The following is a 23,177-nucleotide window of genomic DNA, read 5'->3' as shown; positions in this document are numbered from 1 at the left end:
CGGTTGGCCGTGATCAGGGTGTAGCCGTCGCTCACGCTTCGTACGTCGCCGTCGTCTTCGCCGCGACTTCGTCCGCGGTCACGCCCGGCGCCAGTTCGATCAGCTTGAACGGGCTGTCGTGATCGGGACGCTGGAACACGGCCAGATCGGTCACGATCATGTCGACGACGTTCTTGCCCGTCAGCGGCAAGGTGCAGGCCGGGATGAATTTCGGGTCGCCGTTCTTCGACGTGTGTTCCATCACGACGATGATCTTCTTGACCCCGGCGACAAGGTCCATCGCGCCGCCCATGCCCTTGATCATCTTGCCCGGGATCATCCAGTTGGCAATGTCGCCGTTCTCGGCAACCTCCATCGCGCCCAGCACGGTCAGGTCGATATGCCCGCCGCGGATCATCGCGAAGCTGTCGGCCGAGCTGAAATAGACCGAGGACGGCAGTTCGCTGATCGTCTGCTTGCCGGCGTTGATCAGGTCGGGATCTTCCTCGCCCTCATAGGGAAAGGGGCCGATCCCCAGCATGCCGTTCTCGCTCTGCAGCGTGACGGTCATGCCTTCGGGTATGTTGTTGGCGACCAGCGTTGGAATGCCGATGCCGAGGTTGACGTAGAAACCGTCGCGCAATTCCTTCGCGGCGCGTGCCGCCATCTGGTTGCGGTCCCAGGGCATTATTTCTTCTCCTCCGCCGGATCGCTCCAGCGCGTATCTACCGGAAAGATATCGTCGAACCCACCTTTCAGCGCGCTGCCGTAGACGGGGTTGGGCAGCACGAACCAGCCGTTGCCCCACAGGCCGGCGATCGCCGGCGATGCGGCAAGCGCGCGGCGGGTGGACGGCGACAGCGTCGGGTCGTTGAACAGGTCGCTGAAGTCACCCAATTGGTCACCGACCATCGCGATGACGCAATAGCCGCTGGCGATCGCCCACCGGCGGTCGTCCTTGCCCGATCCGCCGCCGTCGTCACCCTTCAGCCACAGGGTCGTACCGTGCTTGGCCGGCCCCAGCCCGGCGCGATTGAGCGCCAGTTCGGTCTGCGCCGCGGTCTCGCGGGTGCGGTTCGAATTGAAGATGACGGTGATGCCCGCCGCCCGCGCCGCGTCGAGCGCCATCTTGGCGCCGGGCACCGCGACTGTTTTGTCCGCGCCGGTTTCTTCCCAGCGCCGCCACCGACCTTCCTCATACGCCTCGCCGCGGCGCGCGGCGTCCGCTTCATATCCGAGATTCAGCAGTGCCGTTTCGTCGATATCCAGCACGACAGCGGGAGGCTTCGGACCGCACGGTTCGAACTGCGGTGCGTTCAGCGACGCGCTGTCGGCCAGCACGACCTGACGCGCCTTGCCGGGCTTCGCAAACGCCTTCCAATCGGTCAGATAGCGCTGGAGCGCGCGATACGCCTGAATCGATCCGGCGGCAGCCTCACCCGACCCGTAAAGATATTGCATCGTCTCGGGCACGCCAGTGCGCTGGGCGACCGCCGCTGCGGCGGCCGGCGACGGCTGCGACCCATCGGGCGGCGGCAGGGCGGTGGCGCCGGGAACGATCTTTGCGCCCTCCATTTGCGCCTGCCAGCGGCGGCCGGCTTCGGTCTGAAGCGGCGGGGGCGGCGCCTCGTCCGCTGCCTTTGCCTGCCGCTTCTGACGCTTGCCGTCCATCTGCGTCTTGACGATCATCGAGGACGAGGCGGCGACCGGGATCAGCGCCGCCGCGGCGATGCAACCGCTCAGCACGACCGGCAGCGACAGGATGGTTCCGGCGCGCAGCATCATCCCCAGCCTCATCGCCGATCCGTCTTGGGCAGGTAATCGCCTGGGATCGGCAGCGCCGGTGTCTCGCCCTGCCAGACGATATGCAGCACGCGCCAGCCGGCGGGCGTGCGAACCAGCTGGATCGAGTTGATCCCTCGCGCGAACGGCGCTTCGCCCGGTGCATGGCGGCTTTCGTAGGTCGAGAAGATATGGGCGATGTTGCCGTATCGCTCGACACGCCGCGCGACTTCGCTTTCGTAAAAGCCTTCCTTGGCCATCAGTGTGCCGGCGCGGTCGATATAGCCCTGGATGTCCAGCACCAGCGGCCCTTTGCCACCGACCGGCACCAGTCGCGCCTCGGGGACGAACAGCGCCCTGAACGCGTCCCAGTCACGCGGCCCCGCGGGGCCGGAGATGATCGAATAGACCTTGCCGATCAGGGCATCGATCGCCTGCTGGTCCTCAGCCTGCGCGGCGGAAGCGGGCGCGTTCTGCGCGGTGGCAACCGCCGGCGTCAGCGCGAGCGCCGCCGCGGCGACGAAACGCGCGATCATGCCGCTTCCCGCGGGCGGGTCGTGACGAACTCGATCTTCTTGTCGTACGGTGCGCCGACAATCATCCGCTTCACATAGATGCCCGGCAGATGGATGTGATCGGGGTCGAGGCTGCCCACGGGGACGACTTCCTCGACCTCCGCCACGCAGATGCGGCCAGCGGTCGCCATCGGCTGGTTGAAATTGCGCGCGGTCTTGCGGAAAATCAGGTTGCCAGCCTCGTCGGCCTTCCAGCCCTTGATGATCGACAGGTCGGCGCGGATGCCGCGTTCGAGGATATAGTCCTCGCCGTCGAACGTCTTCACTTCCTTGCCCTCGGCCACCAGCGTGCCGACACCGGTCTTGGTGTAGAAACCCGGAATACCCGCGCCGCCAGCGCGGCAGCGTTCGGCCAGCGTTCCCTGCGGACAGAATTCGACCTCGAGTTCGCCCGACAGATACTGCCGCTCGAATTCCTTGTTCTCGCCGACATAGGACGAGATCATCTTCCGGACCTGGCGACTGCGCAGCAGCTTCCCCAGCCCCTCGTTGTCGATGCCGGCATTGTTGCTCGCGATCGTCAGGTCCTTGACGCCCGCGGCCTGGATCGCGTCGATCAGCCGCTCCGGAATGCCGCACAGGCCGAACCCGCCGGCGCAGATCGTCATGCCGTCATGGAGCAGCCCGTCGAGCGCGGCGGCTGCATCCGGATAGAGCTTCTTCATCGGCATCCCTCCTGACGTTTCGAAAGGGCGTTAGGGGGAAGCAAGGGATTCGGTCAAGCCGAGTTGAATAGTCGTTCAACTTGGGCGGGCGATCAGGCCGTCTCGCCACGCGTCTCTGCGACGTGACGCGACCGATCGGCGCAAGACGCGTGTAAAACGAAAGGGCCGCCCGGTTTCCCGGACGGCCCAGTCGCTTCCACAAATCGGAAAGCTTAGATGTCGTCGCCGAGGGCGCCCTTCACGGCACCGACGCCCTGCTGGGCCTTGCCCTTGCCTTCCTGAGCGGCGCCTTCGGCGGCCAGCTTCTCGTTGCGATCCGGGCCGTCGCCGGCGACGGCCTGCTTGGCCTTGCCGATGGCTTCGTTGACGTTGCCCTTAACCTTGTCGATCAGCTCGCCCATGTGGGTCACTCCTGTAAGCGTTGTACTTGCCCCTCCCAACGCGTCGACCTGACAGGCGTTCCCAGGTTTTCGATCTAAATCAACCCGGCGAGCGGGCTCGACGGGTCGGCATAGCGGCGCTTCGCCATGCGCCCCGCGCGGTAGGCCAGCCGCCCGCTCTCGACCGCCGACTTCATCGCCGCGGCCATCAGGATCGGGTCCTTGGCTTCCGCAATCGCGGTATTCATCAGCACGCCGTCGCAGCCAAGCTCCATCGCCGCCGCGGCGTCCGATGCGGTGCCGACGCCCGCGTCGACCAGCACCGGCACCTTGGCGCCCTCGACGATCAGTCGAATTGTGACCTGGTTCTGGATGCCCAGACCGGATCCGATCGGCGCCCCCAGCGGCATGATCGCGACCGCGCCCGCATCCTCCAGCCGCTTCGCCGCGATCGGATCGTCGACACAATAGACCATCGGCTTGAAGCCTTCGTTCGCCAGGACCTCAGTCGCGCGCAACGTCTCGACCATGTCGGGGTAGAGCGTCCGCGCCTCGCCCAGCACTTCCAGCTTCACCAGGTCCCAGCCCCCCGCCTCGCGCGCCAGCCTGAGCGTACGGATCGCGCTTTCGGCATCGAAGCAGCCGGCGGTGTTGGGCAGGTAGGTGATCTTCTTCGGGTCGATATAGTCGGTCAGCATCGGCGCGTTGGGGTCGCTGACGTTGACCCGGCGGACGGCTACCGTGACGATCTCCGCGCCCGATGCGGCGACGGCCGCGGCGTTCTGTTCGAAATCCTTGTACTTGCCGGTGCCGACGATCAGCCGGGAGCGGAAGGTACGGCCGGCGACCGACCAGCTGTCGTCCGTGATCACGCCGGCATGATCCCCGCCGCCGACGAAGTGCACGATCTCCAACTCGTCGCCGTCCTCGACCATCACTTCGCTGAGCGTCGAGCGCGGCACGACTTCCAGGTTGCGCTCGACGGCCAGCTTGGCGGGCACAAGGCCCAGGCTCTCGGCCAGCTGCGCGATGGTGAGCCCCGCGGCGACGCGCTTGTGTTCGCCGTTCAGGGTGATCGAGACGGTGCCGTCAGCGTGCACGCCAATACCTTCCGTTCGGGCTGAGCTTGTCGAAGCCCTGCCCTTCTTCTACGGCCCGGTTGGTAGGAAGAAGGGCAACCCTTCGACAAGCTCAGGGCGAACGGACTTGGTTGGTCGCGCACCACCTAGGAGCCGGAGCGTCCACGTTCAATCGAAAGCGAACCATGGCCGACCTCATCTACGTCCTGAACGGCCCGAACCTGAACCTGCTCGGCACGCGCGAGCCGGAAATCTACGGCTCGGACACGCTCGACGACATTGCCGGGATGCTGGAGGACCGCGCCCGCGAGATCGATATCGAGATCGACCTGCGTCAGTCGAACCATGAAGGCCATCTGGTCGACTGGCTGCACGAGGCGCAGGCGCGCGGTGCCAAGGCGGTGCTGCTGAACGCCGGCGCCTTCACCCACACTTCGATCGCGATCCACGACGCGATCAAGGCCATTCGCACGCCCGTGATCGAGGTTCATCTGTCGAACCCGCACACCCGCGAGGATTTCCGCCACGTCAGCTTCGTCGGGCGGGCCGCGAAAGGAACGGTCGCGGGATTCGGCGCGATGTCCTATAGGCTAGCGCTGGACGCCGCCGCGCGCTTCTGACAAAGGCGCGCGCTTTCGTAGAAATCACGACAGAAATTCGCCAGGAAAGTTCAGGGGACCCATGAGCGAAACGAACAACAGCAACAGCGGCATGAGCGTCGACATCGAACTGGTGCGCCAGCTCGCACAGGTGCTCGACGACACGCAGCTGACCGAAATCGAGGTCGAGGACGGCGACCGCAAGGTGCGCGTCGCGCGCACCGTGACCGCCGCGCCCGCCCAGATGACCTATGCGCCGCAGCCCATGGCCGCGCCCGCCCCCGCGCCGGTCGCATCGAGCGCGCCTGCCGCCGCCGAAGTCGGCGCGTCGGCCCCGGCAGCCAGCGTGAACGCGGTCAAGTCGCCGATGGTCGGCACCGCCTATCTCGCCGCCAATCCGGAGGCGAAGAACTTCGTCTCGGTCGGCCAGTCGGTCGCTGCCGGCGATACGCTGCTGATCGTCGAGGCGATGAAGGTCATGAACCCGATCACCGCGCCGGCGGCCGGCACCGTCAAGGCGATCCTGGTCGAAAACGGCCAGCCCGTCGAATTCGACCAGCCGCTCGTCGTCGTCGAGTAACGACGCGGTCATGCTCCCCCGCCCCCCGTTCGGGCTGAGCCTGTCGAAGCCCGGCGCGCCGCGAGCGATACGCTTGCGGATGGTCGCCCTTCGACAGGCTCAGGGCGAACGGGTGGGTAGATAGGCCTGTTTCCATGCCAAAAATTCAAAAGCTCCTGATCGCCAACCGTGGTGAGATTGCGCTGCGCATCCACCGCGCGTGCCATGAAATGGGCATCAAGACCGTTGCGGTGCACTCCACCGCCGACGCCGACGCCATGCACGTACGCCTGGCGGACGAGGCAATCTGCATCGGGCCGCCGGCGGCGACCGACAGCTATCTCAATATCCCGAACATCATTTCGGCGGCCGAAATCTCGGGCGCCGATGCGATCCACCCGGGCTATGGTTTCTTGAGCGAGAACGCGCGCTTTGCCGAGATCGTCGAGAGCCACGGCTTGATCTTCGTCGGCCCGAAGCCCGAACATATCCGCACGATGGGCGACAAGGTGGAGGCGAAGCGCACCGCCGGTGCCCTCGGCCTGCCGCTCGTCCCCGGCTCCGACGGCGCGATCAGCGACGTGGCGGAAGCCGCGCAGATCGCCGAACGCGTCGGCTATCCGGTCATCATCAAGGCGGCCTCGGGCGGCGGCGGGCGCGGCATGAAGGTCTGTACCTCGCCCGACCAGCTCGAGACGCTGATGCAGCAGGCCGGCAGCGAGGCGAAGGCTGCGTTCGGCGACGCGACCGTCTATATCGAGAAGTATCTCGGCAACCCGCGCCACATCGAAATCCAGGTGTTCGGCGACGGCAACGGCAACGCCATTCACCTGGGCGAGCGCGACTGCTCGCTCCAGCGGCGCCACCAGAAGGTGCTGGAGGAAGCCCCCTCCCCCGTCCTGTCGAGCGAAGACCGGATGCGGATCGGCGGCGTGTGCGCGAAGGCGATGGCCGACATGGGCTATCGTGGTGCGGGCACGATCGAATTCCTGTGGGAAGCCGGCGAGTTCTACTTCATCGAGATGAACACGCGCCTGCAGGTCGAACATCCGGTGACCGAGGCGATCACCGGCCTGGACCTGGTCCGCGAACAGATCCGCATCGCCGAGGGCGAACCGCTGACGCTGCGCCAGGAGGACGTGCAGTTCCGCGGTCACGCGATCGAATGCCGCATCAACGCCGAAAACCCGCGCACCTTCGCGCCCTCGCCGGGGCTGGTACGCGGGTATCACGCGCCCGGCGGCATGCACGTCCGCGTCGATAGCGGGCTGTATGCGGGCTACCGCATCCCGCCCTATTACGACTCGATGATCGCCAAGCTGATCGTCTACGGCACGACCCGTCAGGGCGCGCTGCGCCGTCTGCGCCGCGCGCTGGAGGAATTCGTGATCGACGGTGTCACGACCACGATCCCGCTTCACCAGGCACTGCTCGACGATCCGCAGTTCCAGGAGGGCGATTACACGATCAAGTGGCTTGAGGAGTGGCTGGCGAAGCAGGAGGCTTGAGCCCCACATGCCCTTCCGTCATCCCCGCGGAGGCGGGGATCAATAGTCGCTGAACGGAATGAGACTCCACAGGTTCAGCCAGAATTGATCCCCGCCTCCGCGGGGATGACGATCGTTTCAAGGAGCGGCAGCACTATGAAAGCCACGATCTGGCACAACCCGCGCTGCGGAACGTCGCGCAAGACGCTCGAGATTCTCGAGCAGACGCCCGGCGTCGATGTCTCGGTGATCGAATATCTGAAGACGCCCCCGACCCGCGAGCGATTGTCGTCGCTCTACGCCCGTGCGGGGATGACGGCCCGCGATGGCCTGCGTGCCAAGGAACCGCTGGCGGCGGAACTCGGTTTGTCGCAGGCCGATGATGCCACCATCCTCGATGCGATGATGGCGCATCCGATCCTGATCAACCGGCCGCTGGTCGAAACCGAGAAAGGCGTTCGCTTGTGCCGACCCCAGGATCTGGTGCGCGAGATACTGTGACCGGGTCCGACGCGTTGCTCGTCCCCGGCGAGACCTGCTGGCGGATCGAACAGGCGACGCGCGCGACCGTCATCGTCGATGCCGACGATTACTTCCGCTACGCCCGCGCCGCGATGGTCGCGGCGCGGCACCAGATCCTGCTGATCGGCTGGGATTTCGATGCGCGCATCCGCCTGGGCGGACAGGAACCGCCGGAGGACGGCGGCCCGGAAACGGTCGGCGATTTCATGACCTGGCTGGTCGAGCGCACGCCCGAGCTGGACATCCACATCCTGCGTTGGGATGTCGGCGCCCTGAAGACACTGACGCGCGGATCGACGCTGCTGACCGTCGTCGACTGGATGCGCCACAAGCAGATCCATACCAAGCTCGACGGTCATCACCCGACCGGCGCGTCGCATCACCAGAAGATCGTGGTGATCGACGACTGTCTGGCCTTTTGCGGCGGCATCGACATGACGGCAGGCCGCTGGGATACGCGCGCGCATGCCGATGACGATGCCCTACGGCTGATGCCGGGCGGCGATCCCTATGGCCCGTGGCACGACGCGACGACGGCGCTTCAGGGTCCGGTCGCGCGTGCGCTGGGCGAACTGGCGCGCGAACGCTGGACCCGCGCCGGCGGCGATCCGATCGATCCGCCCCCGCCCCAGGACGGCTGCTGGCCCGACGGGCTGCCGGTCGATTTCACCGACCTGCCCGTCGCCATCGCGCGGACCGAGCCGGAAATGAGCGATGACGAACCGCTGGTCCATGAGATCGAGTCGCTCTACCTCACCGCCATCGCCTCGGCGACACGCCACATCTATGCCGAAAGCCAGTATTTCGCCTCGCGCAAGGTCGCGGCAGCGATTGCCAAGCGGCTGGACGAGGCGGACGGCCCCGAAGTCGTCGTCGTCAATCCCGAGAGCGCGGAAGGCTGGCTCGAGCCGCTGGCGATGGATACCGCGCGCGCCCGATTGGTGGAGGCGATCCGCCGTCGCGACCGCTACGGTCGGTTTCGGCTGTTTCATCCGTTCACCGCGGGCGGGCAGCCGATCTATGTCCATGCCAAGGTGCTGGTCGTCGATGGCGAATTGCTCCGCGTCGGATCATCGAACTTCAACAATAGATCGATGCGCCTCGACACCGAATGCGACGTCGCGATTCACGCCGACAGCGACGCCACAGCAGCCTGCGTTGCCCGCATCCGCGATGGCCTGATCGCCGAGCATCTGGGGGTATCGCCCGAAGACGTTGCCGGCCGCCTCGCTGAAACCGGCTCGCTGATCACGACGATCGAGGGGCTGCGTGGACCCGGTCGAACCTTGCGCGACTATGTCGTCCCCGACCTGAACGACGTCGAGGAATGGATCGCGGACAATGAAGTGCTCGATCCGGTCGATCCCGACGACGCGTTCGAAAATCTGACGGGCGGCGTTATCAAGTCGCTGCTGCGCAAGTTCAAAACCTGATCCTCCCCGGCCATGGGAAGTTCGAGCAGTGGCTTGCCCCCGGCAAGCCAGGATCATGTCCGGGGGACATGATCTCGCTCGAACTGGCAGCGCGCAGCGCTGACGGAGGGGGGCCTCATCGAGGTCCGACCTATCGGCGCGCCCCCTCGACCAGCCTACGGCTGGTCCCCCTCCCCGTGATCGGGGGGGGGGGATTTACACAGATCCCAAAACCTCCCGCGTGATATCGCATTTCGTCCCGTAGAGATGCGTCACCCGCCCGTTCGACACGACCGTGTCCGCGACCACGCGCATCCACCGCGTCGTGCCGTCGGCGCGGACGATCTCGGCCTCGAACGTGAAGCTGCCGCGGGCCGCGATGGCGGCGGCGCGCAGGTGATCGAGCTCGCGCCGCGAATGGCCGGCATACATCTCGACCACGGCCCGGCGATCCAGCCGTTCGTCGCGCGCGATGCCGAACAGGTCGAACACGCCGCCGTCCCACGTCAGCGAATCATTCGACAGGTCGCACGACCACCGCGCCGGCAGACCCGGCAGATCGAGCGAGGATGGCCTGGCTACGTCAGAGCGCACGATCGGCGAGGGTCTGAGGACTCCGGGTATAAATCTTTCAAAGCTGGCCATGATGGTGCCACCATAACGCACATCGGTAAAAATGGCATGGCCGCAGACGGGTGACGAACCGTACGCACGACGCTAAGGGCTCGCCCATGACCGAGATCACGCCCCAGATCGTCGCCGACCACGGCTTGTCCGAAGAGGAATATGAGCGCGTCCTGCACGCGATGGGGCGGACGCCGAACCTGACCGAACTGGGCATCTTTTCGGTCATGTGGTCGGAGCATTGCAGCTACAAGTCGAGCCGCATTCACCTGAAGAAGCTGCCGACCACCGGCCCGCAGGTCATCTGCGGCCCCGGCGAGAACGCCGGCATCGTCGACATCGGCGATGGCCAGTGCGCGGTGTTCAAGATGGAATCGCACAACCACCCGTCGTACATCGAACCCTATCAGGGCGCGGCGACCGGGGTCGGCGGCATCCTGCGCGACGTGTTCACCATGGGCGCGCGACCGGTCGCCAACATGAACGCGCTGCGCTTCGGCCGGCCCGATCATCCGAAGATGAAGCACCTCATCTCGGGCGTCGTCCACGGCATCGGCGGCTATGGCAATTGCGTCGGCGTGCCGACCGTCGGTGGCGAGACGAATTTCCACGCGGCGTACGACGGCAACATCCTGGTCAACGCGATGACCGTCGGCGTCGCGCAGACCGACAAGGTCTTCTATTCGGCTGCCAGCGGCGTCGGTAACCCGATCGTCTATGTCGGATCGAAGACCGGTCGCGACGGCATTCACGGCGCGACGATGGCCAGCGCCGACTTTGGCGAAGACGCCGACGCCAAGCGCCCGACCGTCCAGGTCGGCGACCCCTTCACCGAGAAGCTGCTGATCGAGGCCTGCCTCGAATTGATGGCATCGGACGCGATCGTCGCGATCCAGGACATGGGCGCCGCGGGTCTTACCTCGTCGAGCGTCGAAATGGCGTCGAAGGGCGGGGTCGGCATCGAACTGGTGATGGACGACGTCCCCCAGCGCGAAACCGGCATGACGCCGTACGAAATGATGCTCAGCGAGAGCCAGGAGCGCATGCTCATGGTGCTCAAGCCCGGCCGCGAGGATTTCGCCGAAGCGATCTTCCGCAAGTGGGAACTCGACTTCGCCGTCATCGGCCGCGTGACCGACACCGGCCGCATGGTGCTCAAGTGGAAGGGCGAGACGGTCGCCGACATCCCGCTCGGACCCCTGGCGGACGAAGCCCCGGCCTATGACCGCCCGCACGTGCCGACCCCGCCGCGGCCGGCGATCACCGACGCGCCGGAAAGCGACGACCTCGCCAAGGATCTGCTGACCCTCGTCGGCTGCCCCGATCTCGCCTCGCGCCGCTGGATCTGGGAACAATATGACCACATGGTCGGCGCCGATACCGTCCAGCGCCCCGGCGGCGACGCGGCCGTGGTGCGGGTCCACGGTACGCAGAAGGGTTTGGCGATCACGACCGACTGCACCCCGCGCTATTGCTTCGCCGACCCGGTCGAGGGCGGCAAGCAGGCGATCGCCGAGACGTGGCGCAACCTGACCGCGGTCGGCGCGACGCCGCTTGCCGCGACCGATTGCATGAACTTCGCCAACCCGCAGCGCCCGGAGATCATGGGCCAGTTCGTCGGCTGTATCGAGGGGATGGCAGAGGCATGCCGTGCGCTCGACTATCCGATCGTCTCGGGCAACGTGTCGCTCTACAATGAATCGAAGGCGACCGGTGGCGGCTCCGCGATCCTGCCGACCCCGGCGATCGGCGGCGTCGGGCTGCTGGCCGACTGGTCCAAGTCCGCGACGATTGGCTTCAAGGGCACCGGCGACGTGCTGGTCCTGATCGGCGAGCCCAAGGGCGACCTCGGCCAGTCGCTGTGGCTGCGCGAGGTGAAGGGCCGCGAGGACGGCCCGCCCCCGCGCGTCGACCTGGCCGCCGAACGCCGCACCGGCGACTTCGTCCGCGACCAGATCACGCGCGGCGCCCTGACCGCGGTTCATGACGTGTCCGACGGCGGCATCGCGGTCGCGCTCGCCGAAATGGCGCTGGCCAGCGGCATCGGCGCGATGGTGTCGATGCCCACCCCGCGTGGGCTCGCGGCAACCTATTTCGCCGAGGACCAGGGTCTGTATCTCGCGACCGTCGACGACGCGCACCTCAACGACTTCCTCCACGCCTCGACCGCCGCGGGCGTCGCGGTCGAGCGCATCGGCCGCACCATCGCCAGCCGCCTGGTGTTCGAGACGCGCGACAACGATTTCTGCGTGACGATCGACGATCTGCGCGCACGGCATGAAGCATTCTTCCCGGCGCTGATGGGCGAGGCCGTGGCCGCGGCCTGACCTGATTTCGTCATTCCGGCGAAGGCGGGAATCCACGGTCGCTGAACGAGCGGATCGAGCCGCGAAGGTAGCCAGAATGGATTCCCGCCGTCGCGGGAATGACGGTTGAAAGGTTGGCGGCGCCATCACGAGCCGATACACCACCGGAAACGCACGTCCGGGGGGACATCATGGCGACGACCGCACCACCGACCGACCGCTATCTGACGCTCGACACCATCCGCGGGGTCGCGGTCATGGGCATATTGCTCATGAACATCGTCAACTTCGGCCTGATCGAGGCGGCTTACATGAACCCCCGCGCGCAGGGCGGCGCGAGCGGGCTCGACCTGGGCGTCTACCTCGTCAACTTCGTGCTGTTCGACGGCAAGATGCGCGGGCTGTTCAGCTTCCTGTTCGGCGCCTCCACCCTGCTCGTCATCGACCGCGCGACCGCCAAGGGCGAGAGCCCCGCCAGGGTCCATTACAGCCGCATGTTCTGGCTGCTGGTCTTCGGCCTTGCGCACCTCTGGCTGATCTGGCGCGGCGACATTCTGGCGCATTACGCGATGGTCGGAATGGTCGCGTTCCTGTTCCGCAACCGCCCCGTCAAGACACTGATCGGGATCGGCATCGCGCTGCTGCTGGTCCATTGCCTGATCATGGCGAGCCTGGTCGCACAGGTCACGATGCTGGCGAACGGCGCGCTGCCTGGTCAGTCGGCAGCGGAACAGGCCAAGGCGCTCGCGGAATTCCAGAACGGTTTCGGCGTCCCCGCGACAGCGCACATCGCCGAGGAAATGGCGACCTATCTCGCCGGATACGACGATATCGTCGCGGCGCGATTTGCCGAGATGAAGTGGATGCCGTTCTTCTTCGTCCTCGTCGTCGGTTTCGAAACCCTGGCCTATATGCTGTTCGGCATGGCTGCGCTGCGGTCGGGCATGCTGACCGGCGCATGGGAGCGTCGCCGCTACGTCCGCTGGCTGGCGATCGGCTTCGGCATCGGCATTCCCGCCTATTCCGCACTTGCCGCCTGGATGGTCGACCAGGACTTCTCGATCCAGTCGGTCGTCACCGCCGCGATGGGCCTGTCCACGCCCATTCGCCCGTTGATGATCCTCGGCTGGGCGAGCCTGATCGTCCTGCTGATGCGCCCCGGGGCTGGGCTGACCACGCGTATCGCCGCGGCCGGGCGGATGGCTTTCACCAACTATCTCGTCACCAGCCTGATCTGCACGACGATCTTCTACGGCTATGGCTTCGGCCTCTACGGCCAGCTCCACCGCGCCCAGCTCTACCTGATAGTGCTCGTCATATGGGCCGGGATGCTGCTCTGGTCGAAGCCCTGGCTGACGCGCTTCGCCTATGGCCCGTTCGAATGGCTATGGCGCAGCCTGTCGCGCGCGTCCTTCCAGCCGATGCGGGGCGGCGCGCTGCGCTGACCCCTTATTGCGACGCATCCGCAATTAACTTGCGAATCATTCTCATGCGCGCTATCGGGCGGTCAAGCGAGAGGGTTCGTCATGTTCGTGTGCGTCTGCAATGCCATCCGGGAACGCGAAGTGCGCGAGGCTGCGCGCAACGGCGCCGCCAGCGCCTGCCAGGCGTACGCCCTGTGCGGCAAACAGGCGAAATGCGGCCAGTGCGTCCCGTTTGCGCGAGCCATTATCGACGCCGAACGCGCGGCTGCGTAGCATTCGCATTCGCGAAAAAACCGCAGAAATCCGCCATTTTCTGACTATCGCCGACCGCTCGCAGCCGCTACAGCCGGCCCGTCTTTTCCAAACGGGGTGCCGGCCATGAAGGGCGACGCAAAGGTCATCGAATTCCTCAACGAGTCGCTCAAGAACGAGCTGACGGCGATCAACCAATATTGGTTGCACTATCGCCTGCTCGACCATTGGGGCGTCCACAAGCTCGCCAAGTTCGAGCGCGACGAATCGATCGACGAGATGAAGCACGCCGACTGGCTGGCGGAGCGCATCCTCTTCCTCGACGGCCTGCCCAATTTCCAGCTGCTCGGCCGCCTGAAGATCGGCGAGACCGTCGAAGAGGTGCTGAAGGCCGATCTCGACATGGAGATCGAAGCCTGCGCCCAGCTGCGCAACGCGATCGAATATTGCGAAAGCGTCCGCGACTATGTCAGCCGCGACCTGTTCCGCCGCATCCTCGACAGCGAGGAAGAGCATGTCGACACGCTGGAGCGCCAGTTCGAGATGATCGAACGCATGGGCCTGCAAAACTACATCCAGCTGAACTCGGCCGCCGAATACGACGTCCACGGCGAGAAGAAGTAACGGCGGGCCTGTCGTGCCGGCGCGCCCCGGCGCCACATCCCTCTACCGTGCGCCCGCGCAGGCGGGAGCCCGGGGTTACAAGGCGCACCGCCCGCGACCCCAAGCTCCCGCCTGCGCGAGAGCCGGATGATCGTCACGCGATCCCTTTGTACCCGGCGAAGGCCGGGGCCCAGGTGCACGCGATGTCCGTAGTGCACGGCCGCGCCCAAGCTCGACCCCGGCCTTCGCCGGGGCACCGACCTCCCGGCCCGACTCCCCTCACCGCAAATCCGATTCGCTCCACCGCACGCCGCGGAAAGCTCGAGTCGCGAAAGCGTCCACTCCGTGATGCTCCGCGCCCGCCGCCTCAACTCCACGATGATCGACCGCATCGCGCATGACGACGCCAGCGACACGCTGACCGTGTGGTTCAAGGGCCGCGGCAAATATCTCTACCACGCCGTCCCCCGCGCCCTGTACGACGCGCTCAAGACCGCCGAGTCCGCCGGCAAGCTCTTCAACGACCAGATCCGCGGCCGCTACGCCTGCGAGCCCGATCCCGAACGACGGCACCACCGGCCTGACTGACCGCCCTTCCTCCCCTGCAAGGGGAGGTGGCAGGCCACAGGCCTGACGGAGGGGTGTCACCGCTTATTTTTACAGCGTGACGCCAAAAACCATTTTCCTACACGAACCTATCTGGTTATATACGCGCGCCATGCAAGACATGGTCCCCTCCGTTCGCCCGGTGCGTGACTTCACGCCCGTCCCCCGCAAATATCGCTTCGACGGCTGGACCGCGGAGCGGCAACGCGCCTTCATCGCCGCGCTCGCGGAAACGGGATCGGTCACCGCCGCCGCGCGCCGCATCAACATGAGTACCGAAGGCGCCTATCATCTGCGCCGCCAGCCGGGCGCCGAGGAATTCGCCGCCGCCTGGGCCGATGCGCTCGACCACGGCGTCCAATCCCTCGCCGACATCGCCATCGACCGCGCACGCGAAGGCACGCCTGTCCCCATCTTCTGGAAGGGCGAACAGGTCGGCGAGAAGCGGCGGTACAACGACAAGCTGCTGATGTTCATCCTGCGCCACCACATGCCTGCGAAATACGGCACGCCGGCGGGGCGCTTACGCGAAGGCACCAAACACCCCGACACGATCGCGCGCGAAAAGAAGGAAGCCGAAAAGGCCGAACGCCTCGCGCTCCGGAATGACGAGGCGGAGAACAAGCGCCTGTTCGGCCTGATGCTGAAACAATATGAGGCCAAGGTCATCCAGGAACGCAACCTCCGCCTCGAAGGTCGCGTCGTCGCCGCCGACTACACGCTGCGCCAGCTGAGCTTCCTCGAACTGGTCATGGTCGTCGGCGGGCACAGCGCCGCGCTGATCGATCGCTGCACCGGTTTCGACGAAAACGGCGTGCGCCGGGGCGACGAGCCCTATGCCGACCCGATGAGCGACATCCTGGCCGAAATCCGACAAAAGGTCTGGGACCGCATCGGCGACCCACCCCGCCCCCCGGTGCGCCTGCCGCGCGTGCAGAACGGGTTCGGCGTGGAATGCTACGGGAAGGACGCGCGGGCGCAGGCGCAGCGGCGGGCGAAGGCGATGATGGCCGAGGCGCAGGCGTTGTGGGAGGCGACGGGGAGTGATGAGGCTTGGGCGAAGTGGTGTGGGGAGTGAGGGCCATTGGGCCAGTCGCCGACCGGCGGCATATAGAAGGGTCGGCAAATGCGGACATGGAAAATGTGCCAGGCATAAGCCGTCGCGATCCGTCGCTACGCTGTCCCACGAAGGTAATGCCCTCGCTCTTTGCACAGGAGACGCGGCGCTCTCCAGTTGCATCCCACTAGCTAGAACGCGAAAGATGCGCACATGGATCGTACGACCGGCCTCTATTCATGAAGCGGCCAACTTTGCCTAACGGGTTCAGTTGGGAGCAGCCACCGTTTGAAACATGCCCCAAGTGTCAAACGCCGGGCACTTTCGGACGACTCTCGATAGACAAGGACAGCGTGCGCAAACGGTGCAAACGCTGCCGCTACTCGCATAATGAATTGCTTCCCGCCCTCAACAAGCGTGTCATCTTGACCTGCTCCCCATTTTCAGGCCGCTGATAAGTTAGCTTCGTTTTCCTTATGCCCTTGGCGGGGGCGGTTGGTGAACTCGGCGGGTGCCAACCCGCCAAGACTGCTGTGCGGACGCACGGTGTTGTAGTCCGCCCGCCATGCCGCGATGATCCGCCTCGCCGCAGCCAGCGAGGGGAACAAGTGCTCGTTCAGGCACTCGTCGCGCAAGCGACCATTGAACGACTCTACAAAGCCGTTCTGCTGCGGCTTGCCGGGCGCGATGTAATGCCACTCGACCCCGGTGTCCTGGCACCAGGCAAGGACGGCGTGACTGGTCAGCTCGGTCCCGTAGCACATTGGGAAGCGCTGGTTCGGGAGCCGCTATGGCCCTGATGAAGACAAGGCCGCGTAGCGGCCGCAGACTTCATCAGGGCAAGCCATGGCCGGTCAGCAGGTATCTAAAGTGAGGTTGTCGAGACAACACTTTGGAGGCCGACCGACCATGACCAAGCTCACCTCTACGCCTGCCGGCGCCGTGCTGGTAGCCATCGACATGTCCAAGAGCCGACAGGAGGTTCTCATCGAGCGACCGGAAGGCGGCCGGCGCCGGCGGATGACCGTCATGGCGACCAGGCAGGACTATGACGGCTTTGCCGAGCAACTCGCTGCTATCGGGCGCCCTATCATCGTCGGGTTCGAGGCGACGGGTAATTACCATCGTACGCTGGCGCACCGGCTGCTGACGGCAGGGTTCGAGCTGCGCCTCATCTCGTCGGTCGCGCTCGCCAGAACGCGCGAGGCGCTGCACAACGGCTGGGACAAGAACGACTCCAAGGACGCGCAGGTCATCCTGCACATGCTGCGGATCGGTGCGACGCAGCGCTACGTCGACCCGCTGGTGGCCGGAATCAACGACCTGCAGGAGCTCTCGAAGACTCACGAGACGATCTCAAGGATGAAGACGCAGACCTGGCATCGGATCCTGACCCACTACCTGCCGCTGTACTTCCCCGAGATCGCCCGCTTCGCAGGCAACAGCCGGTCCGACTGGTTCCTGGCGCTCATCGAGCGGTTTCCGACGCCGGCCACCATCACGGCGCTGGACCGCGAGGCGTTCTCGGCCGCGGCATGGCCGCTCATCGGCCGCAAGGTCTCCAAGGCACGCCTCATCAACGACATCTACGAGACGGCGTCCGCCTCGACGGCACTGCCGGTGCCGGAGAACTCAGCCGCCATCACCATGTTCCGCATGGTCATCGCGCAGGGCCGCAGCCTCATCCACCAGCGAGACGAGATCGAGCGGCTGGCCCATGCGCGGCTCGCCGATGACGTCGACTACCAGCTGCTGCGCAACATTCCGGGCATCGGTCCGATCAACGCGCTGACCATCCTGGCCGAGGCCGGTGATCTGCGGCGCTTCAACCATCATCGTCAGTTCCTGAAGTTCTGCGGTCTCGATCTCGCAACGTGTCAGTCAGGCACGTTCCGTGGCCGCACGAAGCTGTCCAAGTACGGCAATGCGCGCCTGCGCCGGACCTTCTGGATGGCTGCCCAGGTCGCCGCGCGTCAGCGCGACAACAGCTTCCGCGACAAGCTCGGACGATATGTCGCCGGGCACGCGGACGATGCCGACCGTCGCCGCAAGGCGATGACGGCGCTCACCGCCAAGATGGCGCGCGTGGCTCACGCCGTCATCAAGACGGGGACAGAGTACCGGCCGTTCCTCGAACGGTCGGATGCCAGGTGGAAGGACCCCTCTCTGCAAGTGCCGTGAGGGCGCTCGTCGAGCGACCCTGTAGATAATGTTCGGGCCTTCCACCTGGGTGCGTATCTCGTTTTAAGGATGGTGAGGACCACGGCCGCCTCGGCGCTGCTGGATCCTGTGTTTGCTATGGCAGGGAGCGATCCCGTTGACGGTGGGAGCCATCTGGCTCAGATTGCATGCCGCGCCGACGGTTGTCGGCGCATGGATATCTGCTGGCCAAAACCCGCCGCTGCTTCCCGACATAGGACGTTGTCGCTGACCACCATGCACGGCAGCCCGCGACGTTCGGCGATGGCGGCGAGCTCGCGGACGACGCGCCGGCCTGATAACGAGGTATCGACAATGCACGCCAGGCACTCCCGGCTGTAGTCGTCGATGACGTTCAGCATACGGAACCGCCGGCCGCAGGCCAATGCATCCGACACGAAGTCGAGCGACCAGCGGTGGTTGGGTTCCTGCGGGATCGCCATCGGCGCCCGCGTTCCCAGCGCTCGCTTGCGACCGCCACGCTTGCGCACCGTCAGCCGCTCCTCGCGGTATAGCCGGTACACCTTCTTCAGGTTCATGCCCTTGCCCTCCCGCCTGAGCAGGATCGCCAGCCGGCGATAGCCGAACCGACGACGCTCGTTGGCGATCTCGCGCATCCGCGCGCGGACAGCATCGTCCCTTCCGCGAAGCGGCTCATATTGCCACGCCGACCGGTTGACCCCGATCAGCCTGCAGGCGCGACGCTCGGAGAAGCCGTGGTCGGCCATCAGCTTCTCCACCGCAGCGTAGCGATCCACAGACCGGGTCAGTTTTTTCCCAGCAGATCCTTCAACGCCGACACGTCCAGCATCGACTCCGCCAGCAGCTTCTTCAGCCGGCGGTTCTCGTCTTCCAGCGTCCGCAACCGCGCCGCCTCTGACACGGTCATACCGCCATACTTCGCCTTCCAGTTGTAGAACGTCGCGTCGCTGATCCCGTGCTTCCGGCATAGCTCGGCGGTCTTCACGCCAGCCTCATGCTCGCGCAGCACGCCAATGATCTGATCCTCGGTAAATCGGCCTCGCCGCATCACTCGTCTCCATCTGACGAGCTAACTTATCAATGGCATGATTTCCGGGGAGCAGGTCAATCTATCTCGACCAATTCGTTTTCAGCGAGCTGCACAAATTACGGACGGGCACGCGTAGACCAGACAAGCGAACCGAGTTCTGGACAGAGTTCTCTGATCTGGTGACCCAGGCGGTGCTTCTCCAACAGGTCGTACTCCCGCACTCGGACATCCACCATAACGAAACCATCGTTAGCCCGTTTCCCAAGGAGCTTCGCGATACCCAAGAGCATATTGGCGGCGACATACGGTTCACCGACGCAAGTGAAATTCAGTTTAGCCAGGTCGAGAGTTTCGCAGCGGCGTACGTGAAGGGGCTAGCGCCGGTCGTCAACACGAACATTGACGAGATCTTGGACGGGTCTCGCAACGAGTGGCTGCCGGACATCCGGGTAAGCGTGAGGATGGATTGGAGCAGCTTCACCGGCGAAACCCGTCAAAGTAGACAACAGATCGGCGAGTCCGTCAGCCAGCTCACCGATAGATGGATTGCCCAGGGCATGGGCTTTGACCAGGTGCTTGCCCAAGAACTCGGCGCGTACCACGAGAGTCGCATCGAGGGGCTACGAGCCGCTCAGAACAGCTTTGAGAGGGGGCTGGCCGACAACGACGTGTTTGCCTTGCTCAATTTTTCGCAGGGCTTCGCCATGCGGGAACTGCAGCTTTTGCGGCGGCTATTCAGTCAAATCGGCATAGCCGAGGAGCAGCTCAATGCTAAGGTGCAAGAATTTTGGAGCTGGCCGCAAAATCGCGAGCAGCCCTTCGGTAAGCTGCTCGCATACCTTTTCGCAGCGCTCGCCGACCAATTCGCAAACGGGAGGAAGAAGAAGCCGTCAGCGGGCTTCATGGGCGACGTGTCGGCGATAGCCGCCTACGCGCCATACGTGGACGCCATGTTCATCGATAATGAGTGCGCTGAACTCCTCCGCCACAAGCGTTGCGTCGCTGAGCTCGATTATCGCGCTCGTATTTTTTCCCTCAACCGAGGCAGTGAGTTTCTAGAGTATTTGAGGACTATTATCGCTACGACGCCCGGCGAGGTGCGTCACGCGGCAACCTTATTGTACGGACTTTAGATGTCCACTGGCGAGCGCTCCGGGCGATACGAGCAACAGCGAATGGATAGAGAGCGGTTATAAGACCCCAGCCCTTGACTCATAGACGCGATGTTCTCTTATTGTCCAACGCTAGGAGATAGGGATATGGCAGAAGACAAACGTGGCGGCGGTCGGAACCAGCCTTCACCTCAACAACCGCCAAAGCCGCTTAACGACGGATACGGCAACAAAAGTCAGACGGGCCGCACCACATCGGAGCAAGCTCCTCCTCCTCGTCCAAAAAAGTGACGCAGGATGAGTTGGAGGAGTGCCGCTGGCAGCTACTATATCGCGCAGAGTACTCCTCCAGATATCATCGGCGCCGAGCGGCCTTTCTAAGCAACCTTGACACGCTATTTACCCTCGTAACCATCGCTGCCGGCGCCTCGGCATTTGGCGATCTGATGGCTGGCTCGCCTGGCTGGCTTGCAAAGATCGGTGCCGCCACCGTCACTGTTATATCGCTCGTCCAGGTCATCTTGCGCCTAGGTCCTGCTGGGACTGCGCATGCTCAATGGATGAAACGATGGAGTCGCCTCTATTCGGACATTTTCCTTCTGACCTCGCCAACGGTGGATGATGTTCGACGATGGACGGAAGAGCGGGTGGCGATTGAAGAAGAATGCATTAGCGAGCTTCGCGCCCTAGTGTTCGACTGTGAAGATGCAGCAGCGCGGGCGATGAGTATCCCAGGGCGACAGCATCGAATATTGAGGCTCCAGCGGCTTCTTATACATTTTGGCACCTTTCAGCAGGAGTTTCCAATTGTGCCTGATCAGGGTTCGGTTTCCCCTCCCGCATTGCCGGCCGAATAGCACGCCAAACTCACATAAAGGGCACTATGTATCCACCATATAAGAATTCTGGTGAGAACTATTGCGGCCGTAAGCGAGACGCCGAACGGCAGGTTGCAAAATTGCGCTGAACCAAACTAAACGTAAGTAATTGGGGCGCAAAGCCGACATCCAACCCGACGCGGCAAAGCCGCGTCGTCGGTCGGCGCTTGTGGCGCCGCCGGCCGGGCGCGACGCTGGTCTTCGTCTAGCTCCCGGATTGCTGCGCAATCCGCTCGCTAGCCTCAGGCGTCGTCACCCATCCGCAGCGCCGCGATAAACGCCTCCTGCGGGATGCTCACCGAGCCATATTCCCGCATCTTCGCCTTGCCCTTCTTCTGCTTGTCCAGCAGCTTCCGCTTGCGCGTCGCGTCGCCGCCGTAGCATTTCGCGGTCACGTCCTTGCGCAGCGCGCTGATCGTCTCGCGGGCGATCACCTTGCCGCCGATCGCGGCCTGGATGGGAATCTTGAACATGTGGCGCGGGATCAGTTCCTTCAGCCGCTCGACCATGCCGCGGCCGCGCGTTTCGGCGGTGGAGCGGTGGACGATCATGCTCAGCGCATCGACCGGCTCTTCGTTGACCAGGATGCCCATCTTGACCAGGTCGCCTTCGCGATAGCCGATCTGTTCATAGTCGAAGCTGGCATAGCCCTTCGACAGCGACTTCAGCCGGTCGTAGAAATCGAACACGACTTCGTTGAGCGGCAGTTCGTAGGTCGCCTGGGCGCGGCCGCCGACATAGGTCAGGTTCTTCTGGATGCCGCGGCGGTCCTGGCACAGCTTCAGGATGGAGCCCAGATATTCGTCGGGGACGTAGATGACCGCCTGGATCCACGGCTCGCTGATCGTCTCGATCTTGTTGGGCTCGGGCATGTCGGCGGGGTTGTGCAGGTCGATGTGCCCGCCGCCGTGGGTCAGCTCGATCTGATAGACCACCGACGGTGCGGTGGTGATCAGGTCGAGGTCGTATTCGCGCATCAGCCGTTCCTGGATGATCTCCAGGTGCAGCAGGCCCAGGAAGCCGCAGCGGAAGCCGAAGCCGAGCGCCGCCGACGTCTCCATCTCGAAGCTGAACGAGGCGTCGTTCAGACGCAGCTTGCTGATGCTCTCGCGCAGCTTTTCGAAGTCCGCGGCGTCGACCGGGAACAGGCCGCAGAACACGACCGGCTGGACTTCCTTAAAGCCCTCCAGCGGCTCGGCGGCGGGCTTCTTCGCATCGGTCAGCGTGTCGCCGACGCGGGCCTGGGCGACTTCTTTGATCTGCGCGGTGATGAAGCCGATTTCGCCCGGCCCCAGGTCGGGCAGGTTCTCGAGCTTGGGGCGGAAGGCGCCGACGCGGTCGATCAGGTGGGTCGTGCCGGTCGCCATGAACTTGACCTGCTGGCCCTTCTTGATCATGCCGTCGATGACGCGGACCAGGATGACGACGCCCAGATACGGGTCGTACCAGCTGTCGACCAGCATGGCCTTGAGCGGCGCGTCGGCGTCGCCCTTGGGCGCCGGAATGCGCTCGACGATCGCGTCCAGGATCTCCTCGATGCCGATCCCCGACTTGGCCGAGGACAGGACGGCGTTCGACGCGTCGAGGCCGATGATCTCCTCGATCTCGGTCTTGACCTTCTCGGGCTCGGCGGAGGGCAGGTCGATCTTGTTGATGACCGGAATGATCTCATGATCATGCTCGATCGACTGGTACACGTTGGCGAGCGTCTGCGCCTCGACGCCCTGCGCCGCGTCGACGACGAGCAGCGCGCCTTCGCAGGCGGCCAGGCTGCGCGAGACCTCATAGGCGAAGTCGACGTGGCCCGGCGTGTCCATCAGGTTCAGGATGTGGCCCTTCCACTCCAGGCGCACCGTCTGCGCCTTGATGGTGATGCCGCGCTCCTTCTCGATCTCCATGTTATCAAGGACTTGCGCCGACATCTCACGTTCGGAGAGGCCGCCCGTCCGCTGGATCAGCCGGTCGGCGAGCGTCGACTTGCCATGGTCGATATGGGCAATGATGGAGAAGTTACGGATCTTGTCGAGCGGAGTCATGCGCGCCACCTAGATTGACGCGCGCCCGA

The 23,177-nt window shown here is 64.7% G+C and carries 23 protein-coding genes and 1 pseudogene; 13 read left to right on the top strand and 11 right to left on the bottom strand.

Features of this window, described 5'->3' with window-relative positions; translation table 11 throughout:
* Positions 1-31: 31 nt before the first annotated feature.
* The 6 genes from JW805_05605 to thiS form a co-directional block, all read right to left on the bottom strand.
* Positions 32-667 (bottom strand): CoA transferase subunit B, encoded by a 636-nt coding sequence (locus JW805_05605; GenBank protein ID MBN2971493.1) that lies wholly within the window; start codon positions 665-667, stop codon positions 32-34.
* Positions 667-1,764 (bottom strand): hypothetical protein, encoded by a 1,098-nt coding sequence (locus tag JW805_05600; GenBank protein ID MBN2971492.1) that lies wholly within the window; start codon positions 1,762-1,764, stop codon positions 667-669. Before JW805_05600 ends, JW805_05605 begins: the two co-directional genes overlap by 1 nt.
* 8 nt (positions 1,765-1,772) lie before the next feature.
* Positions 1,773-2,297 carry a hypothetical protein gene (locus JW805_05595; GenBank protein MBN2971491.1) on the bottom strand — a complete coding sequence of 175 codons (525 nt, stop codon included), beginning with the start codon at positions 2,295-2,297 and terminating at the stop codon, positions 1,773-1,775.
* Entirely contained in the window at positions 2,294-3,001 is a 708-nt protein-coding gene (locus JW805_05590; protein MBN2971490.1) for a CoA transferase subunit A, read from the bottom strand. The genes JW805_05595 and JW805_05590 overlap by 4 nt, the downstream gene beginning before the upstream one ends.
* A 212-nt stretch (positions 3,002-3,213) precedes the next feature.
* Positions 3,214-3,402 carry a CsbD family protein gene (locus JW805_05585; protein MBN2971489.1) on the bottom strand — a complete coding sequence of 63 codons (189 nt, stop codon included), beginning with the start codon at positions 3,400-3,402 and terminating at the stop codon, positions 3,214-3,216.
* A 74-nt stretch (positions 3,403-3,476) separates the two neighbouring features.
* Positions 3,477-4,481: a sulfur carrier protein ThiS gene (gene thiS / locus JW805_05580; protein ID MBN2971488.1), complete on the bottom strand. Its 1,005-nt coding sequence runs from the start codon at positions 4,479-4,481 to the stop codon at positions 3,477-3,479.
* Between the two features lie 164 nt (positions 4,482-4,645).
* Between thiS and aroQ the strand changes: the two genes are divergently transcribed.
* From aroQ to JW805_05555, 5 genes are all read left to right on the top strand, one after another.
* Positions 4,646-5,080 (top strand): type II 3-dehydroquinate dehydratase, encoded by a 435-nt coding sequence (gene aroQ / locus JW805_05575; GenBank protein ID MBN2971487.1) that lies wholly within the window; start codon positions 4,646-4,648, stop codon positions 5,078-5,080.
* Between the two features lie 61 nt (positions 5,081-5,141).
* Positions 5,142-5,639, top strand: a complete 498-nt coding sequence (locus tag JW805_05570; protein ID MBN2971486.1) for an acetyl-CoA carboxylase biotin carboxyl carrier protein — start codon at positions 5,142-5,144, stop codon at positions 5,637-5,639.
* 134 nt (positions 5,640-5,773) lie between these two features.
* On the top strand, positions 5,774-7,126 hold the full coding sequence (accC, locus tag JW805_05565; GenBank protein MBN2971485.1) for an acetyl-CoA carboxylase biotin carboxylase subunit: 1,353 nt from the start codon (positions 5,774-5,776) through the stop codon (positions 7,124-7,126).
* Positions 7,127-7,261: 135 nt separating this feature from the next.
* The gene (arsC, locus tag JW805_05560; GenBank protein ID MBN2971484.1) at positions 7,262-7,606 is read left to right on the top strand and encodes an arsenate reductase (glutaredoxin); all 345 of its coding nucleotides are present in this window, start codon (positions 7,262-7,264) and stop codon (positions 7,604-7,606) included.
* The gene (locus JW805_05555; protein MBN2971483.1) at positions 7,603-9,060 is read left to right on the top strand and encodes a phospholipase; all 1,458 of its coding nucleotides are present in this window, start codon (positions 7,603-7,605) and stop codon (positions 9,058-9,060) included. The genes arsC and JW805_05555 overlap by 4 nt, the downstream gene beginning before the upstream one ends.
* A 195-nt stretch (positions 9,061-9,255) precedes the next feature.
* Here JW805_05555 and JW805_05550 read toward each other — a convergent pair whose 3' ends face one another.
* The gene (locus JW805_05550) at positions 9,256-9,633 is read right to left on the bottom strand and encodes a PAS domain-containing protein (protein ID MBN2971482.1); all 378 of its coding nucleotides are present in this window, start codon (positions 9,631-9,633) and stop codon (positions 9,256-9,258) included.
* Between the two features lie 137 nt (positions 9,634-9,770).
* Between JW805_05550 and purL the strand changes: the two genes are divergently transcribed.
* The 6 genes from purL to JW805_05520 all read left to right on the top strand — a co-directional run bounded on the left by purL (position 9,771) and on the right by JW805_05520 (position 15,932).
* Complete coding sequence (gene purL, locus JW805_05545; protein MBN2971481.1) at positions 9,771-11,990, top strand: phosphoribosylformylglycinamidine synthase subunit PurL; 2,220 nt, start codon at positions 9,771-9,773, stop codon at positions 11,988-11,990.
* Positions 11,991-12,160: 170 nt separating this feature from the next.
* Positions 12,161-13,414 (top strand): DUF418 domain-containing protein, encoded by a 1,254-nt coding sequence (locus tag JW805_05540; protein ID MBN2971480.1) that lies wholly within the window; start codon positions 12,161-12,163, stop codon positions 13,412-13,414.
* Positions 13,415-13,495: 81 nt separating this feature from the next.
* Entirely contained in the window at positions 13,496-13,666 is a 171-nt protein-coding gene (locus JW805_05535) for a (2Fe-2S)-binding protein (GenBank protein ID MBN2971479.1), read from the top strand.
* Between the two features lie 105 nt (positions 13,667-13,771).
* Positions 13,772-14,269, top strand: a complete 498-nt coding sequence (gene bfr, locus JW805_05530) for a bacterioferritin (protein ID MBN2971478.1) — start codon at positions 13,772-13,774, stop codon at positions 14,267-14,269.
* A 324-nt stretch (positions 14,270-14,593) separates the two neighbouring features.
* Positions 14,594-14,836 (top strand): KTSC domain-containing protein, encoded by a 243-nt coding sequence (locus tag JW805_05525; protein ID MBN2971477.1) that lies wholly within the window; start codon positions 14,594-14,596, stop codon positions 14,834-14,836.
* A 130-nt stretch (positions 14,837-14,966) separates the two neighbouring features.
* Positions 14,967-15,932 carry a hypothetical protein gene (locus tag JW805_05520; GenBank protein MBN2971476.1) on the top strand — a complete coding sequence of 322 codons (966 nt, stop codon included), beginning with the start codon at positions 14,967-14,969 and terminating at the stop codon, positions 15,930-15,932.
* A 422-nt stretch (positions 15,933-16,354) separates the two neighbouring features.
* On the opposite strand, the pseudogene JW805_05515 reads toward JW805_05520, so the two are convergent.
* A pseudogene (locus JW805_05515) lies at positions 16,355-16,666 on the bottom strand (transposase).
* Positions 16,667-16,820: 154 nt separating this feature from the next.
* Between JW805_05515 and JW805_05510 the strand changes: the two are divergent.
* The gene (locus JW805_05510) at positions 16,821-18,092 is read left to right on the top strand and encodes an IS110 family transposase (protein ID MBN2971475.1); all 1,272 of its coding nucleotides are present in this window, start codon (positions 16,821-16,823) and stop codon (positions 18,090-18,092) included.
* 158 nt (positions 18,093-18,250) lie between these two features.
* On the opposite strand, the gene JW805_05505 is transcribed toward JW805_05510, so the two are convergent.
* Positions 18,251-18,868 (bottom strand): IS3 family transposase, encoded by a 618-nt coding sequence (locus JW805_05505; GenBank protein ID MBN2971474.1) that lies wholly within the window; start codon positions 18,866-18,868, stop codon positions 18,251-18,253.
* Between the two features lie 8 nt (positions 18,869-18,876).
* The gene (locus JW805_05500) at positions 18,877-19,140 is read right to left on the bottom strand and encodes a transposase (GenBank protein ID MBN2971473.1); all 264 of its coding nucleotides are present in this window, start codon (positions 19,138-19,140) and stop codon (positions 18,877-18,879) included.
* Positions 19,141-19,301: 161 nt separating this feature from the next.
* Here JW805_05500 and JW805_05495 point away from each other — a divergent pair, with 161 nt between their 5' ends.
* Complete coding sequence (locus JW805_05495) at positions 19,302-20,255, top strand: hypothetical protein (protein MBN2971472.1); 954 nt, start codon at positions 19,302-19,304, stop codon at positions 20,253-20,255.
* Between the two features lie 1,099 nt (positions 20,256-21,354).
* Here JW805_05495 and lepA read toward each other — a convergent pair.
* Positions 21,355-23,148: an elongation factor 4 gene (gene lepA / locus JW805_05490; protein MBN2971471.1), complete on the bottom strand. Its 1,794-nt coding sequence runs from the start codon at positions 23,146-23,148 to the stop codon at positions 21,355-21,357.
* Positions 23,149-23,177 lie beyond the last annotated feature (29 nt).

Origin of the sequence: Roseomonas aeriglobus, assembly GCA_016937575.1 — a bacterium.
Classification (GTDB): domain Bacteria; phylum Pseudomonadota; class Alphaproteobacteria; order Sphingomonadales; family Sphingomonadaceae; genus Sphingomonas; species Sphingomonas aerigloba.
This window is presented reverse-complemented; position numbering and strand designations above follow the sequence as displayed.

Coding starts and splice junctions, on each gene's coding strand:
- purL (MBN2971481.1), top strand. CDS start 9,771: ATGACCGAGATCACGCCCCAGATCGTCGCCGACCACGGCTTGTCCGAA.
- JW805_05595 (MBN2971491.1), bottom strand. CDS start 2,297: ATGATCGCGCGTTTCGTCGCCGCGGCGGCGCTCGCGCTGACGCCGGCG.
- JW805_05585 (MBN2971489.1), bottom strand. CDS start 3,402: ATGGGCGAGCTGATCGACAAGGTTAAGGGCAACGTCAACGAAGCCATC.
- lepA (MBN2971471.1), bottom strand. CDS start 23,148: ATGACTCCGCTCGACAAGATCCGTAACTTCTCCATCATTGCCCATATC.
- JW805_05520 (MBN2971476.1), top strand. CDS start 14,967: ATGCAAGACATGGTCCCCTCCGTTCGCCCGGTGCGTGACTTCACGCCC.
- bfr (MBN2971478.1), top strand. CDS start 13,772: ATGAAGGGCGACGCAAAGGTCATCGAATTCCTCAACGAGTCGCTCAAG.
- JW805_05510 (MBN2971475.1), top strand. CDS start 16,821: ATGACCAAGCTCACCTCTACGCCTGCCGGCGCCGTGCTGGTAGCCATC.
- JW805_05605 (MBN2971493.1), bottom strand. CDS start 667: ATGCCCTGGGACCGCAACCAGATGGCGGCACGCGCCGCGAAGGAATTG.
- aroQ (MBN2971487.1), top strand. CDS start 4,646: ATGGCCGACCTCATCTACGTCCTGAACGGCCCGAACCTGAACCTGCTC.
- JW805_05570 (MBN2971486.1), top strand. CDS start 5,142: ATGAGCGAAACGAACAACAGCAACAGCGGCATGAGCGTCGACATCGAA.
- arsC (MBN2971484.1), top strand. CDS start 7,262: ATGAAAGCCACGATCTGGCACAACCCGCGCTGCGGAACGTCGCGCAAG.
- JW805_05540 (MBN2971480.1), top strand. CDS start 12,161: ATGGCGACGACCGCACCACCGACCGACCGCTATCTGACGCTCGACACC.
- JW805_05590 (MBN2971490.1), bottom strand. CDS start 3,001: ATGAAGAAGCTCTATCCGGATGCAGCCGCCGCGCTCGACGGGCTGCTC.
- JW805_05535 (MBN2971479.1), top strand. CDS start 13,496: ATGTTCGTGTGCGTCTGCAATGCCATCCGGGAACGCGAAGTGCGCGAG.
- accC (MBN2971485.1), top strand. CDS start 5,774: ATGCCAAAAATTCAAAAGCTCCTGATCGCCAACCGTGGTGAGATTGCG.
- JW805_05600 (MBN2971492.1), bottom strand. CDS start 1,764: ATGATGCTGCGCGCCGGAACCATCCTGTCGCTGCCGGTCGTGCTGAGC.
- JW805_05500 (MBN2971473.1), bottom strand. CDS start 19,140: ATGCGGCGAGGCCGATTTACCGAGGATCAGATCATTGGCGTGCTGCGC.